Origin of the sequence: uncultured Psychrobacillus sp. (assembly GCF_938022135.1) — a bacterium.
GTDB lineage: Bacteria > Bacillota > Bacilli > Bacillales_A > Planococcaceae > Psychrobacillus.
In genome coordinates, this window is the sequence record NZ_CALIED010000023.1 from 35,896 (window position 1) to 50,147 (window position 14,252).

General features: G+C 35.9%; 16 protein-coding genes. 8 read left to right on the forward strand and 8 right to left on the reverse strand.

Annotated elements, in window-relative coordinates; all coding sequences use genetic code 11:
* Positions 1-108 precede the first annotated feature (108 nt).
* The 3 genes from Q0371_RS05710 to Q0371_RS05720 all read right to left on the reverse strand — a co-directional run bounded on the left by Q0371_RS05710 (position 109) and on the right by Q0371_RS05720 (position 1,991).
* On the reverse strand, positions 109-567 hold the full coding sequence (locus tag Q0371_RS05710; protein ID WP_298469317.1) for a PepSY domain-containing protein: 459 nt from the start codon (positions 565-567) through the stop codon (positions 109-111).
* 92 nt (positions 568-659) lie between these two features.
* Positions 660-818 carry a hypothetical protein gene (locus Q0371_RS05715; protein WP_298469319.1) on the reverse strand — a complete coding sequence of 53 codons (159 nt, stop codon included), beginning with the start codon at positions 816-818 and terminating at the stop codon, positions 660-662.
* A gap of 729 nt (positions 819-1,547) precedes the next feature.
* Positions 1,548-1,991, reverse strand: a complete 444-nt coding sequence (locus tag Q0371_RS05720; RefSeq protein WP_298469322.1) for an NUDIX hydrolase — start codon at positions 1,989-1,991, stop codon at positions 1,548-1,550.
* 137 nt (positions 1,992-2,128) lie between these two features.
* Between Q0371_RS05720 and Q0371_RS05725 the strand changes: the two genes are divergently transcribed.
* From Q0371_RS05725 to Q0371_RS05740, 4 genes are all read left to right on the forward strand, one after another.
* Positions 2,129-3,217: an AI-2E family transporter gene (locus Q0371_RS05725; protein WP_169359258.1), complete on the forward strand. Its 1,089-nt coding sequence runs from the start codon at positions 2,129-2,131 to the stop codon at positions 3,215-3,217.
* An 11-nt stretch (positions 3,218-3,228) separates the two neighbouring features.
* Complete coding sequence (locus tag Q0371_RS05730) at positions 3,229-3,675, forward strand: PH domain-containing protein (RefSeq protein ID WP_169359257.1); 447 nt, start codon at positions 3,229-3,231, stop codon at positions 3,673-3,675.
* Between the two features lie 9 nt (positions 3,676-3,684).
* Positions 3,685-4,074 (forward strand): DUF1992 domain-containing protein, encoded by a 390-nt coding sequence (locus tag Q0371_RS05735; RefSeq protein ID WP_169359256.1) that lies wholly within the window; start codon positions 3,685-3,687, stop codon positions 4,072-4,074.
* 144 nt (positions 4,075-4,218) lie between these two features.
* Positions 4,219-4,773 (forward strand): biotin transporter BioY, encoded by a 555-nt coding sequence (locus Q0371_RS05740; protein WP_169359255.1) that lies wholly within the window; start codon positions 4,219-4,221, stop codon positions 4,771-4,773.
* A 61-nt stretch (positions 4,774-4,834) separates the two neighbouring features.
* Here the strand turns inward: Q0371_RS05740 and Q0371_RS05745 are convergent, their stop codons facing one another.
* Both Q0371_RS05745 and Q0371_RS05750 read right to left on the reverse strand, forming a co-directional pair.
* Positions 4,835-5,047: a hypothetical protein gene (locus tag Q0371_RS05745; RefSeq protein ID WP_169359254.1), complete on the reverse strand. Its 213-nt coding sequence runs from the start codon at positions 5,045-5,047 to the stop codon at positions 4,835-4,837.
* On the reverse strand, positions 5,037-5,351 hold the full coding sequence (locus tag Q0371_RS05750) for a DUF3243 domain-containing protein (protein ID WP_169359253.1): 315 nt from the start codon (positions 5,349-5,351) through the stop codon (positions 5,037-5,039). The genes Q0371_RS05745 and Q0371_RS05750 overlap by 11 nt, the downstream gene beginning before the upstream one ends.
* 925 nt (positions 5,352-6,276) lie before the next feature.
* Between Q0371_RS05750 and Q0371_RS05755 the strand changes: the two genes are divergently transcribed.
* Together Q0371_RS05755 and Q0371_RS05760 are read left to right on the forward strand one after the other, a co-directional pair.
* A complete protein-coding gene (locus tag Q0371_RS05755) occupies positions 6,277-6,624 on the forward strand; it encodes a DUF6054 family protein (RefSeq protein ID WP_298469330.1) in 348 nt (115 codons plus the stop codon).
* Between the two features lie 147 nt (positions 6,625-6,771).
* Positions 6,772-8,928, forward strand: a complete 2,157-nt coding sequence (locus tag Q0371_RS05760; protein ID WP_251555250.1) for a YhgE/Pip domain-containing protein — start codon at positions 6,772-6,774, stop codon at positions 8,926-8,928.
* Positions 8,929-8,998: 70 nt separating this feature from the next.
* On the opposite strand, the gene pepT is transcribed toward Q0371_RS05760, so the two are convergent.
* From pepT to Q0371_RS05775, 3 genes are all read right to left on the reverse strand, one after another.
* On the reverse strand, positions 8,999-10,225 hold the full coding sequence (pepT, locus tag Q0371_RS05765) for a peptidase T (RefSeq protein ID WP_251555248.1): 1,227 nt from the start codon (positions 10,223-10,225) through the stop codon (positions 8,999-9,001).
* Positions 10,226-10,258: 33 nt separating this feature from the next.
* Positions 10,259-10,912: a lysoplasmalogenase gene (locus tag Q0371_RS05770; RefSeq protein WP_298469339.1), complete on the reverse strand. Its 654-nt coding sequence runs from the start codon at positions 10,910-10,912 to the stop codon at positions 10,259-10,261.
* 184 nt (positions 10,913-11,096) lie between these two features.
* Positions 11,097-12,794: a M3 family oligoendopeptidase gene (locus Q0371_RS05775; RefSeq protein WP_298469342.1), complete on the reverse strand. Its 1,698-nt coding sequence runs from the start codon at positions 12,792-12,794 to the stop codon at positions 11,097-11,099.
* A gap of 147 nt (positions 12,795-12,941) precedes the next feature.
* On the opposite strand from Q0371_RS05775, the gene Q0371_RS05780 reads away from it, so the two are divergent.
* Both Q0371_RS05780 and Q0371_RS05785 read left to right on the forward strand, forming a co-directional pair.
* Positions 12,942-13,697 (forward strand): DUF2087 domain-containing protein, encoded by a 756-nt coding sequence (locus Q0371_RS05780; protein ID WP_298469345.1) that lies wholly within the window; start codon positions 12,942-12,944, stop codon positions 13,695-13,697.
* A gap of 116 nt (positions 13,698-13,813) precedes the next feature.
* Positions 13,814-14,215: a hypothetical protein gene (locus Q0371_RS05785; RefSeq protein WP_298469348.1), complete on the forward strand. Its 402-nt coding sequence runs from the start codon at positions 13,814-13,816 to the stop codon at positions 14,213-14,215.
* The last annotated feature ends 37 nt before the right edge of the window (positions 14,216-14,252 follow it).

A 14,252-nucleotide genomic window follows, 5' to 3' on the forward strand; every position in this document is an offset into this window, starting at 1 on the left:
GAAGAAAAAAACACCTCTAAAGAGTGATCTAGAGGTGTTTTTTTGTTTGAATTAAAGGGCTATGTTAAGAAGTACCTCTAATTCTTTTTACATACTCGATAAAAAAGGTTATTTAAAAAAAAGTATCTCTTTTGAATACGGGTTGAACGTGTACACTAGTGTTTGTGAATCTTTGAGAACAGTAATTCTATAAACTTCTTTGCCAACGTCATGATCCATTAATTTCTTATGATCACTTTCTACTACTGTTACATTATATTCCTTCTCTATTATTTCCTTAGCTTCGTCATACGTATAATTAGGACTAGTCAATTCAAATAATATAAACATACCCACTAATATAGCTATAAAAAAAGTGGCCATTTTAAAAACAAGGTGTTGTCTATCTTTAAGATATAAGATAAATACGCCGGAAAACAATACTAAAAAGGTGATAATTGGGAAGAAAACAAGATTTAAATACGGAATAGCAAATGCGTAAGCAACGGTTCTATTATAAAAATAAAAAGAGCATGAACTTGCGATAAGGAAGTAAAAAATCAAAATAAATATAGATTTTCTATTCATGATTTTTTCTCTACTCCTTCTATATGAATTTTTCTGAGTTCCCTGATGAGTGAATATAATAGCTTAGATTTTAATGGATTAACTTTTATCCTCTAACTTTTCAATACGGTATCTAACTTTTGGTTAATTAGCTGTTTTTCTTTAGTTGAATTTCTCAAACCTTTAATAGCGATAAAAATAATAGCAATAACTAGAACAATAAAAATCAAAAATATTAAAGTCGCTATAACATCATCCAAATTCAAAGTCATTAATTAAACCCCCTAAATACTGTAATTACTTTTTTATTTTCCTCCAAATCAATGATGCTATAAGAAGTAGAACTCCCACTGATGCTCCAATAAGTTGGTCTACTAGGAGTTCAGTGGTTCTAAAATAACGAATGGCAAAAGTTCCACCGAAAATAACAATCATTGTTAGCGATAATTGAATAAAGTAAGTATTAATTTTAATAATCAATTCCCCCAGCAACATACTTTTAAATATTTTAACATAAATATCCAATTTAAAAGATTATCAAATTGTTTTTGAACAATCAAAGAGCAATCGTATTTGCCTTGCTGGTCTATATTCCATGTTTAGATAATGAGTGAGCTCCGTTCTTGTGACAAAAACTTCGCCAGGTGGCTCGGTAAGAGTATTAGATTTAAGAAATTTTCCTGTTTCACAGCTTATTTCAGCAGCATTAGATGAAATAATCCCAGGGGCTATACGTTAACTTTATTGTTATTTCATCTCTTCGCAAAACAAAATGGGAAGTGGTAAGGTTTCCTGGATAGGAATAAAAAGAAAAGTAACAAAAAGGTCAGCATCTCCTAGTCGCTGACCTTTATTTCTCTTTTATAATTCCTATCCAATTTTTCATCTATAAAATAATTGGAGATAATTGAATGACAATCTATTTTTTTAGAAATACTAAAATTATAGAAGTTTCATACATATTACGCGTAGTATTTGCATTGAATTATGTTATGGAGACGTTAATCCAATAACTCGTCCTCTATAAAGGTACGATAAGATGCTAGGATACCGTTCGGTAAGTTATTCGGTGGGAAAAATTGAAGTGAGATAGATTCTAATTCATCCGGTGTAAGTAGGCCTTCATATTCATTGGTTTTGTAAACGATAGTAACCGAATAAAAGGTATCACCATTTGGATTTTCTATATAATAATCAGGACCTGAGTAAACTTGGCAAAGTGTCAGTTTTCCAATGCGCAAGCCGGTCTCCTCCAAAACCTCTCGATATGCAGTGTCTTCCAGGCTTTCGCCAAGCTCCATTAATCCTCCAGGCAGACCATAAATGCCAGGTGCTCTTTCTTGAAGTAACACTTCGTTTTGTTCATTTAGTATTAGCACAACTGAACCAGGCAGTATGAGTGGCTGATGCCCAACATATTGGCGCAATTTTTTATAGTATTCCAAGAGTCTCCCCCTATTCAAGTTAAGAATTATTAACAGTTTACTATAAAAATGGTACGATACGTATAATGATGAAACTTACCTTATGATAATTCGTATATAAGATTATGTTAAACCTACATGGAGGATGTGAAAGTTAGTTGACTAAAAAGCTTTGGTTCCAGGTTGGAACCGCAATATTATTTACTTTATTAATTATTTTTATGTTTATGCAGGTTAAATCGATCTTTTCCCCTTTTCTAACAATTGCCCAGGCTATTTTTATGCCGCTGTTATTGGGTGGGGTATTATTCTATTTATCCAGACCACTTCAAAAATGGCTAGAATCGAAAAAATTTCCACGATGGGCTAGTATTATATCAGTATTTGTTGTAATTGGTCTCCTTATTTGGGGATTCATTGCATTATTAAGTCCTGTCCTAACAAAACAGGTGAATGCGTTGGTAGATAATACACCTGAGATGGTAGAAGAGGTAGAGGAATTCGTTAATTATTCCATCTCCCAAAGAAAAAAATTTGGTGAACTGCCAGAGGCAATTCAAACTACGATAGATAGTGCAAGTGGAAAAATAGAAACGATAGCAGTATCTGCTGGCGGTTTGATAGTTAAGTTCGTCCAGAATGTATTCCAAGGAGTATTTTTATTGGTGCTTGTACCATTCTTCCTGGTCTATATGCTGAAGGATCATGAAAAATTTGTCCCTTTCATTACACAGTTTTTTAAGGGGGAAAAGAAAAAGTTTATACGTAAAACCTTATCTGATATAGATGATACTCTTCGCTCATACGTTCAAGGACAATTATTCGTGAGTTTTTTAGTGGGAGTAATGTTATTCATCGGATATACAGCAATTGGTCTAGAATATGCCTTACTACTAGCGCTATTTGGGATGATTATGAATGTTATTCCATTCTTAGGGCCATATATATCCCTAGTTCCTGCAGTTATAATTGCTTTAATCCAAGAGCCTAAACTAGCTATCTATGTAGCGATTATAATGCTTGTAGCTCAGCAAATTGAAAGTAACTTCATTACTCCAAACGTGATGGGGAAATCCTTGGATATTCATCCATTAACGGTTATTACGATTATTTTAGCAGCTGGAAATATAGCAGGTTTAATGGGAATCATTTTAGGGGTTCCAACCTATGCAGTTATTAAAGCCATTTTAAAGAATATATACGCACATAGGGAAGGGATTAAGGATACAGCCACGAAATCTGTCTAGGAGGGGATGGAATGACCTTTAAATCTAAGATTGATAAAACCTTTGCTTATTTTATAGGGGGAGCAATTTTTATAATAGCACTTGCTACTCTTGTACCTGCCTTATATGAAATCTTTTCAGATGATGTAGATGTAAAAGCAGTGGTTATTACCAGTATTCTATTTATCATGTGTGTTGGATTTATTTTGTGGATCACCTTTGATATTGAGTATTCTTTTAGAGAGAAGTACTTATTCATTAAAGGAGGTCCGTTTAAAAGTAAAATTCCTTATGAGGATATAACGAAAGTCAATAAAACATCTCAAATTTTAGCTGGTTATCGAATTCTATCTTCTAAGGATGCGTTAGAAATTCATTATAAAAAAGCAGTGCTTGGAAGTGTAATTATCTCACCTTGCGAACAACAGAAATTTTTAAGGATTTTGTCTGAAAAAGCACCACACATCTCTATGAAATGAGGTTTGATGATGGATAAGGACGATTATACCCCACCGGTTAACGATTTAATGGGTGATATTCTTAGGAACTATGAAAAGTCTGGAGGCATGGATCGTATCAAGGGAATGGGTCAACCGATCTCGGATGAATATTTCTCCGGAGACATTTTTCAGCACTTTCAAAAGATAGCCAAGGATGCGGGGTACAAACCACACTGGCTTAAGCTACAGCATGAAATTCGTGATGAGTTACAGGACATAGCGTCTACCTATACACATGGTCTTAAAGAAGGTCTCCATTTTCGAATTACTAAAGTAAATGAAAAAATTATGGCCTATAACAAGTCATGTCCGCCCCCTATGCAAAAGAGTACAGTACGATTAGAATCAGTAGAAAATGCAGTTAGTCGTTGGTTGTAAGCATTGCTAGATAAACTTGCTTCAAATTATTATAAGAAACCGAGAATCATCCTTCGGTTTCTTTTTTTATTTTGTTCTCTTTTAACCGTATTTGTGTTAACTTATATTTATAAGAGGTTAACACAAATAAAAGGGGAAAAAATTATGAGAAATGAACGTTTGAAAATGATGATTACTGCTGCTATGTTTGCTGGCATTATTGCCGTAGCGGCTCAAGTAATGATCGCTATACCACCTGTACCATTTTCACTCTTAACGATTGCTGTTATGTTAACGGCTACTATTTTACCTAAAGAGTATGCGTGTCTTGCCATTATCATCTATATATTACTTGGCCTCGGTGGGATACCTGTTTTTGCTGGTATGACGGGAGGACCAGGCATATTACTCGGTCCAACAGGAGGATATATTTTAGCTACGCTACCAGCTGTGATATGTATAAGTTTTTTGTTAGACATGTTTGGTCATAACAAATTTGTAGCTATTGGAGCCAATATGCTCAGTGTAGTCATTATTCTATCTATCGGTATGGTTTGGCTAAAAATGGTTTCCGGTATTTCATGGGAGGGAGCCTTCAAGGGTGGAATGTTAATTTTTCTTATTCCCGATTTAGTAAAATCTATAGTTGCAGCATTAGTAGGAGTGGTTATTAGACGTCGTTTGGTTCAAGCTAAATTGATTAGGGCTACCCCTCTTTAATATAAAAAGAATGCTCCAAGGGGAAAGGAGCATTCTTTTTTATTTCTAGGTTGAAGAAACATTATCTAGGAGGAAATCGTTCTTCGCTAGAAGAACGGTTTTTCGTGTGGGTATGATCTCTTTCGTCTTGAACTTGAATGTTCAAATCCTCTACAGAAATTGCATCAACAGTTTGCATATCCTCATGCATATCGAACAGGCTGACTTTAGTCGTCTTAACCCTATCAGGATTGTCTAACAAACGACCATCTGCCTCTTCTCGTTTATCCTTCATGTTTCGTAAGTTTTAAAAGCATTTGGCTAAGTGCTTGCTTCTCATCTTTGTCAGCAGTTTTCCATAGTTGCTGTAAAAGATGTTCTTCACGGTTTCTAGGTTCTTCGTGCGCTGCAAGATAACCTGCGACTTTCTCGGTTGCTTTTGCAAGGGTCTCATCACTTAGACCCATTTTTTCACCCATTTTAACTTTGTCAGCTAGATAATCCTTAAATGTAGTAAAGCTTTTTAGGATATTATTTTTTTCGTCTGTACTGAAGCTTTCTAATGCTACTTCCACTTGTTTGTCTATTTTTCGATCCATTCTTTCTCACTCCTTTTTTTTGGGGATTGTTATTAGCTATTCCCGAAGCTAAAAGGAATATGCATTTTAGTTTTACAATAAAGTTATTAGCAAACGAGTAGAAGGGGAGTACAACGAACAAACCTCTATTCAAAGGTGTGTAACTTCGATTTCCTCACTGGCGAACGCTTTCTATGGGAAAGAAAGAAGCATTCACCCCATTAATCGACTGCCAAAACAATTAGTAAGTAAAACTTAACTTGGGTAAGTAAAAAATTACATTAATAAAAATGGTTGACATACTAATTGAAAATGATTATCATTATCGTATAGAGCTTACTCAATAGAGAAGGTTCTTACCAGCAACTTTTCTCCAAAGTACAGCTGAGTATTTATTACGACTTAACCCCCTCAACGTTAAGTTCGTCCCTTGTAAAGCGGCATCCGCATGGATGCCGCTTTTTTATGAGATAAAACAAGGCTACGAGGTAACTATCAATAAATAGAGAGCGTCCGCTGTAACGGAGAACAGCCTACAGGTATTGGAATAGGAATATTTGGTGGACGAACCTATATTTTTATATAAGTTTAAAAAGAAATAATCGTGGAAAATTTAAAATAGAAAAAATTAAATAATTGATAGTATGAAATTATTATGTGTAATTTATCAAGCATTATTAATAATATACAAAAATAAGGATTTACAAATTTATCACATGTATTTATTGAGACTTCGGCGGCCATTCTAAATGGGAATTATCTTCTCTGTACATCCAATCAATTGGGACATGCATCAGATGTGCTCCCATGCAAAAAAGAGCATATAGCATAAGGTAAAATCGTTTAAGAATCTTGCGTTGTACCAATTATTAATCATGTAATAATGCCTTGTGACATGGAACTTTTTAACTTCCGCACCGTAGAAGTTAGAAAGGGGGCGGTTATTATGAAAGACGTGCGAGATTTTTATGTGGATATTACACCTATTGAGGCATTAAAGGTAATAGAACAATCAATTGTCACAGGATCTATATCTGGTAAGGTGTTAGACGTATATAAGCGCTCTGTAGGAGACCAAGAGATAGTTGTTTGTGTAATAGAAAAATTCTATTATCGAACAAGTAATAGAGCATCTTTAACTATTACATTAGACAATTTGGAGGAATTTACCAAGGTTCATGCAGTAGCCTCTGGTGGTGGGGCAGGAGCATTTATGCGTTTTGATTGGGGAGCTGGCGGTAATTTTGTAGAGAGTGTAAGCCGTGCTTTGGATCAGTATATTGTTAAACAGTGAAATTTTGATAATTTTTGTCTAATATTACTATTTAACAAAAATAATGAAAAATCTAAAAATTTAAAATATAATTAATGTAGGAATAAAAATGAATACTCATTCATTTTTTGTTTCTACATTTTTTTAATTTAAAATAGGGGGTTATGTATGGGTGCGTTCAAATTGTTGGGCGTGGAATTATCCAAGCTAACAGAGAAAAAAGGGGTATTATTTTCACTCATTGGAGTTTTGCTAATTCCAATTGTCTATGCAGCAGTTTTGTTATCTGCTACATGGGATCCGTATGACAATCTAGATAATTTACCTGTAGCGTTTGTTAATAATGATGCAGGTGCTGAATCAGGGGGAGCCCCAATAAATGTGGGGAATGATTTAGTGGCAGATTTGAAGCAAAATCCAGCCTTAGGATGGGATTTTGTTTCGAAAGAGGAAGCCGAAAAAGGACTCAAGAGTCAGAAGTATTATATGACGATTGAGATTCCAGAGGACTTTTCTAGCAAGGTAACAACCGTGCTAGATGCTAATCCACAGGTAGCAGAAATAATTTATACACAAAATGAAGGCTTGAACTTCATGGCTTCACAGGTGACGAAAAGTGCTACAGAAAAAATTCGTGAACAGCTAGGAAACAAAATTACGGAAACCTACACCAAAACATTATTTGCACGATTTGGTGATATTTCTAATGGATTTGCTTCCGGTGCTGATGGTTCTAACAAATTGTATGAGGGTACAACAAGTCTTTCGGCAGGTACAAGTCAACTGCTACAATCTTTAAACGAAAAATCAGGAGATGTTCAGAAGCTTGCAGTTGGAGCTAAAACTGCTGAGGATGGAGCTAGCCAATTACTTAGCTCGATTAAAAGCGGAGAGAATGACATTAAAAAGCTGGCTGCAGGATCAAAAGAGGTTGTGCAAGGCTTAGATTCTCTAAAAGCTGGATCTGACCAGGTATTGAATGGTTTAAAGACTGTTAACACAGGCAGTTCCACATTATCTGCAGGCTTAGAAAAACAGTTGAAACCAGGGGCAGAGCAGTTAGCAGGTGGAATTGCTAAAGTGACAGAATCTACGAAAACGCTTTCAGGAGGATCTCAAAATCTTACGGAAGGCTTGAAGGGTTATTTAGCAAAACATCCTGAGCTTGCAAAAGATGTGGAATTTATGACGCTTGTAGGTACAAGTGATGCAATTTCAAAAGGTCTCACTCAATTTGATCAGCAAGTTCAACCATTAAAGCAGGGTGCTGACGCTTTAGTTGCTGGAGCGACTCAGCTTACCACAGGGTCTAAGCAGCTGAATGCTGGGATCAATCAACTGGTAGAAGGACAAACGGCAGCTAATGCTGGGATCAATCGACTTAAAACAGGGGCAAATCAAGTGGCTAATGGGAATGCCACTGTTGCAAGTTCATGGACGAAGATTGGCAATGCAGTTACTGATTTAAAGGCAGGGCTTACACAAATTAGTGATGGTAACCAAACTGTTGCAGTTGGTTGGGAGACAATGACTTTAGGGGTAACATCACTAAACGATGGTGCAAATCAATTGCAATCTGGAAGCCAAGAGCTTCAAACTGGCTTAGCAGGTGGAGCGGAACAAGTAAATGGTATTCAGGTGAGTGAAGCTAATATAGCTAAATTCTCTAATCCGGTTAGTTTTAAGGGGGAGACGGTGAACAGCTATAATTATTACCGTGATTCTACAGCCCCATATATTATTTCTTTAGCTTTATTTGTTGGAATTTTAATCTTATCTTTTATCGTTGATTTCAAAAGACCAGTTACTTTGCCAGGTTCATTATTTAGCTGGTATGCAAGTAAACTTATGCAGCTTTCATTATTTGCAGTTGCTCAAGGTTTATTAGTATCTTTATTTTCATTATTCTTCTTGAAACTTCAGGTTACTAATGCGGGATTATTTATACTGTTTACTGTTTTTGTAAGTCTAGCGTTTATGTCTATTGTATTCTTCTTGATAGCATTAGGAGGTAATATTGGTCGATTTATTGCTCTTGCATTCATCGTTCTTCAATTATCTACAACAGGCTCGAACCTACCAATACCTATGTTACCGGAGAACTTACAAGCGCTTAGTAAATTCTTACCGCTAACGTATTCTAATGCAGGGCTTAAATCCGTTATTTCTTTAGGAGATCCAGGGTTTATGCTGGCAAATGGTTTTGTACTTCTAATTTGCTTAGTGGCATTCCTTGTACTGACATTTATCGTATTTGCTGTCAGCTACAAGCATGTATCTCGCTACATTGCAGAAAGAAATCCAGTAACAGAAGCTACAGTGTAATAAGATATGCTAAAACGGTAAAAGAGACACTCGCTAAATATGGCAAGTGTCTCTTTTATCTATAGCTTAGTTATGCTTTATTTTCAAAGGTTTGAATAATCCCTTTCATTACTTCTGTAGCTTTTTCCATTGCATTTATAGAGATATACTCATATTTCCCATGATAGTTTTCTCCACCTGTAAAGATGTTTGGTGTTGGCATACCCATGAAGGAAAGCTGAGAGCCATCTGTCCCGCCACGGATAGGGATAATTAATGGTTCTATGTCTAAGGAAATCATAACATCCTTAGCAATATCTACAATTTCCATAACAGGTGTAATTTTTTCACCCATATTATAATATTGATCTCTTACATCCACCACGATTGCGTGTTCTCCGTATTCAGCTTTAAATTTTTCTGCAACATCTAGAAACAGTTGTTTTTTAGCTTCGAATTTTTGGCGGTCGTGATCACGAATAATGTAGCCTAGCTCTGATTTTTCTACATCCCCGTTGAAGGACATCAAGTGAATAAAACCTTCGTCCCCACTAGTTTTTTCTGGAACTTCATCCACAGGCATATGGGATTGGAATTTAGTTGCCATCGTAATGGAGTTCACCATTTTTCCTTTAGCAGAGCCAGGATGTACACTTTTCCCATGGGTAGTAACTTTAACACTAGCAGCGTTAAAGCTCTCATATTGCAGTTCTCCAAGTGGACCTCCGTCCATTGTGTACGCGTATTTAGCTCCGAATGTTTCTACATCAAATTTATGTGGTCCGCGACCTATTTCCTCGTCAGGCGTAAAGGCCACACGAATTTTCCCGTGTTTTACTTCGGGGTTTTGAAGGAAGTATTCCATAGCAGTCATGATAATAGCTATACCTGCTTTGTTGTCAGCTCCTAATAAGGTCGATCCATCTGTAGTCATTAGTGTTTGACCAACGTACTTTGTTAATTCAGGGAAGTCTGCAATTGACATAACAGTATTCTTATTCAGTTGAATGTCTCGTCCGTCATAGCTTTCAATTAGCTGAGGATTTACATTTTTTCCTGTGTAATCTGTTGCTGTATCCACATGTGCCAAAAAGCCGATTGTAGGTACTTCCTTATTTGTGTTAGCTGGTAGAGAGGCAAACAAGTATCCATTATCATCTAATGTGATCTCTTCCATCCCAAGTTCTGCTAATTCCTTCTCCAATAAATGAAGTAAGTCCCACTGACCTTCAGTAGAAGGACAAGAAGAGCTAGCGGCATTGGATTGTGTATCTATTTTAGCGTATCTAGTTAATCGATCGATAAGAATTTCTTTCATGATAAAATCTCCTCCAATATGCAAAGCATATATTTATTTTAACAGATTATTCCGTGTTGAGGAATAATGCGAAAATATACTGTATGAGAAGAGAAATTGTGCACCATAGTAGGAGAGCATTACAAGTGCATGCTCATAAGGGATAGCTACTATAAACTTATTAATCGCTAGGATGGAATCAGAGAATATAAATAAGATGGCACCAATTATGGCGAACCTATTACCTGTCTGTAATGCATGCCAGCCCATAGTTAAAATAACACCTATATACAGAACAACAGCAACTACTAAAACAAATTCTCCTTCAGTCCATAAGGTGCCTGCAATCCAAATAATCATAATAAGCCCATAAAGAAGTAACAAAGCTGCTGCCCACTTAGGGATTGTGTTTTTCTTTATTCTTCTGAACGCAAAAATATAAACGATATGTCCTATTAAAAATGTGATGAGACCAATAATAAACCAATAAATTAGTCCGTCTGCTAGCATACATATAAATAATCCTAATATGATAAGTGTCTTGTAGCTCTTGGGTAAACCAGGTGGTTGAACACTTGCAAAAAGAATAATAAGCAGCATAGGAATAAGTTTGAACATTATTTTAATACCAACCGGATCATGAGGTATCAAAAATATATAAATAATTCCCATAATCGCAATTGTAATTGCTAATATTTTACTTGACATAATAACACCCCTTTATACTTACATTCGTTATCTTCTATGAATTACCTGCTATTGTATGAGCGCATTATCTAAAAGATTCTAACAAATACAAAAAGGCTAATACCCAAAATGAGGATAGCCGTGACGAAAATCACGACCATCCTCTATAAATGTTTGTATAGTTAGCGTAACTCAGCTTGCCTTTTTAAAGAGCCGCATCATCTACGCTGTTTAAGTAATCCTCAATTGTACCAATTACAGATTCGACGCATCCTTCCTCAAAAGGAGAAATGAGGTTAGCTTCTTTTACAAGCTTAGTGAAGGACATAGAGCCCCCAAGTTTACAAAGGTGTAAGTAATCCTTCCATGCAGAGTCACGATCCTCTCTTGAACGCTTCCAAAATTGGAATGCACAAATCTGTGCCAACGTATAATCGATGTAATAGAAAGGACTTGCATATATATGTCCTTGGCGCTGCCAGAAGCCACCAGCCTCATAATAACTGTTTCCATCATAATCACGATGAGGGAGGTACGTTTGCTCAATTTTTCTCCATGCTGCTTTTCTTTCTGCTGGTGTCATTTCTGGATTTTCATATACAATGTGCTGGAATTCGTCTACTGCCACGCCGTAAGGAAGGAACAGAAGACCACTACTTAGATGGGCAAATTTATATTTCTCTGTTTGGTCCTTGAAGAAAAGCTCCATCCATGGCCAAGTGAAAAATTCCATACTCATCGAGTGGATCTCGCAGGATTCAAACGTTGGCCAGATATATTCCGGTATCCCGATATTTCTACTTGTATAAACCTGAAAAGCATGACCTGCTTCATGAGTTAACACATCAATATCTCCAGATGTTCCATTGAAATTAGAGAAAATATAAGGAGATTCATAGTCATCGATAAATGTACAATATCCTCCAGCTTCTTTTCCTTTTTTAGCTTCTAAATCCATTAGGTCCCGGTCAATCATAAACTGGAAGAATTCCGCTGTTTCTGGAGAAAGCTCCTCATACATTTTCTTTCCATTGTCGATAATCCATTGAGGAGAACCTTGTGGAGTTGCATTTCCAGTTAAAAAGTTAAGTGGTTCATCATAAAATTTAAGCTTCTCTACACCAATGCGTTTAGCCTGTCTTTCGTGTAGCTTATTGGCAAGAGGAACTATATAATCACGAACCTGGTCACGGAATTTTTTTACCATCTCCGCATTATAGTCGATTCTGTTCATCCGAATATAACCAAGCTCTACAAAGTTTTTGTAGCCAAGAGTAGTTGCCATCTCATGACGTAGCTTAACAAGTTGATCATAGATGTCATCAAATTTGGCTTCATTTTCTTGGAAAAACCCAATAGAAGCTTCTCTAGCTTTCTTTCTTATTTCGCGGTCTGTAGACTCTGTAAACTTTCCAAGCTGTGCTAGTGTATATTTTTCTCCCTCGAACTCTACTTCTGCAGATGCAACAAGCTTAGAGTAGTCAGAGGTTAGTTTGTTTTCCTTTTGCATTAAGCCGATCAACTCTGAAGAGAATCCTTTAATCTGAAAGTCTGCCAAATCAAATAATTGGTTGCCCCACTTTTTTTCTAGCTCATTGCGGTATGGGGAAGCTACAAGAACCTTGTAGTATTCTGTGACAAGCTCATCTACCTCGGGACTGATTTCATCTAAAAAATCGCGTTCCTTTTGATAAAATTCATCGTTTGTATCGATAGAAGCTCGGATATAAACAAGGTTTGCTTGAGTAGAGAAGTTGTTGCGAATCGAGTTAATCTCTTCAATTATTGAATTTTGCTCCTCTACAGAAGTAGCTTCCTTCATTTTATCTAATAAACTATGAAAAGCTGTCTTCATTTCTTGCAAATCTGGTCTTTTGTATTCGTATTCTTTGAATGTAACCAATGTATTTCCCCCTATTTTCTTGTAATCCTTCCTTTTAATTGTTTATTATTTTCAGAAAAATTGCAACAGTATTATTTAATTTGATTTAAAATAGATATTAATATAAAATGTTTGTATATTTACAAACGAAAAGGAGTTATGTTTGTTATGAGAGTAATTGAAAACTTTTTGGACGCATCTATGGAAGAGATGAAAAAAGGGTATGTGGAGGAAAAGGAATGCTATCAATGTTTATTATGTGGGGAGAAAGTTGAAAAGGGCTTAATATATCCTGAAAATAATGTTTTGTATGAATCGGAGCGATTTATGAAGCTTCATATAGAGAAACAACATAACTCTGTATTTGATCATTTAATTGGCTTAAACAAAAAGCTAACTGGCTTGACGGACCATCAAAATAGCTTATTGCAACTGTTTTATGAAGGGAGAAGTGACTTAGAAATTCAAAAGGAGTTAGAGATAGGGAGTGCCTCGACTATTCGAAATCATCGATTTGTCTTGAAGGAAAAGGAACGCCAAGCAAAGATATTTTTGACAATGATGGAGCTGTTGAAGGAAAAGGACAGACATGCCCCTAATTTCCTGCCAATTCATAAAAACGCTACGATGGTAGACGATCGTTATAATATAACAGCTGATGAACAAGCAGAAGTAGAGAAAAAATTCTTCCCAGAGGGAATAAGTGGTCGGATGATTAAGTTTCCGAAAAAGGAAAAACAAAAGCTTGCAACACTACGAGTAATTATTAAGCAATTTGACAAGGAAAAGCAGTATAGCGAGAAAGAAATAAATGAAATTCTAAAAAGCATATACGATGACTATGTAACCCTCAGACGCTATTTAGTAGAGTACGGGTTTTTAGATAGAGAAGATGATGGTAGTGCTTATTGGTTAAAAGGATGAGGAAGAAGGGAATTGAATCCAATTCATAATTAGAAAAGTATAAAGACCATATATAAAAGTATTGAAAGGTAACTTATTCCACCCTTGTCCGTCTAACAATGTAAGGAGGGGATAACGTGAGACAACTTGCATTATTTTGGGGTTTGATCATTTTCGTTTTATTAACTGCTGTTGGATGTTCTAATTCATTGAACACAGAAAAAATAGAAGTTCATGAAACTAAAAATCCTGATGCGGAAGAGGTTTTAACATTAGACCCTGAAGCCGATATTTTTCAACTCGATGGTGTGATTTATAAGACTAAAATTGACTGGGTTGAGGAACTAACTTTAACAAAAGGCGAGCAAGTAGGGGAAATAAAAATAAGAAATGATTCAGACACAGACTTTGAAGATGAAATGTCGAATAAGCTCCCTGTGGGTTCAAATATTTTTTCTACTATAGAAAAAGAAGGCCCTATTTTACTCGTTGAATTAGAAGGTAAACTTCTGAAATATTATGCACTGGTCGAGGGTTAATAACTTTCCTATAATTCGCAAATGAGCGAGCTGGGGG

Coding starts and splice junctions, on each gene's coding strand:
- Q0371_RS05710 (WP_298469317.1), bottom strand. CDS start 567: ATGAATAGAAAATCTATATTTATTTTGATTTTTTACTTCCTTATCGCA.
- Q0371_RS05715 (WP_298469319.1), bottom strand. CDS start 818: ATGACTTTGAATTTGGATGATGTTATAGCGACTTTAATATTTTTGATT.
- Q0371_RS05730 (WP_169359257.1), top strand. CDS start 3,229: ATGACCTTTAAATCTAAGATTGATAAAACCTTTGCTTATTTTATAGGG.
- Q0371_RS05735 (WP_169359256.1), top strand. CDS start 3,685: ATGGATAAGGACGATTATACCCCACCGGTTAACGATTTAATGGGTGAT.
- Q0371_RS05740 (WP_169359255.1), top strand. CDS start 4,219: ATGAGAAATGAACGTTTGAAAATGATGATTACTGCTGCTATGTTTGCT.
- Q0371_RS05745 (WP_169359254.1), bottom strand. CDS start 5,047: ATGAAGGATAAACGAGAAGAGGCAGATGGTCGTTTGTTAGACAATCCT.
- Q0371_RS05750 (WP_169359253.1), bottom strand. CDS start 5,351: ATGGATCGAAAAATAGACAAACAAGTGGAAGTAGCATTAGAAAGCTTC.
- Q0371_RS05755 (WP_298469330.1), top strand. CDS start 6,277: ATGAAAGACGTGCGAGATTTTTATGTGGATATTACACCTATTGAGGCA.
- Q0371_RS05760 (WP_251555250.1), top strand. CDS start 6,772: ATGGGTGCGTTCAAATTGTTGGGCGTGGAATTATCCAAGCTAACAGAG.
- pepT (WP_251555248.1), bottom strand. CDS start 10,225: ATGAAAGAAATTCTTATCGATCGATTAACTAGATACGCTAAAATAGAT.
- Q0371_RS05770 (WP_298469339.1), bottom strand. CDS start 10,912: ATGTCAAGTAAAATATTAGCAATTACAATTGCGATTATGGGAATTATT.
- Q0371_RS05780 (WP_298469345.1), top strand. CDS start 12,942: ATGAGAGTAATTGAAAACTTTTTGGACGCATCTATGGAAGAGATGAAA.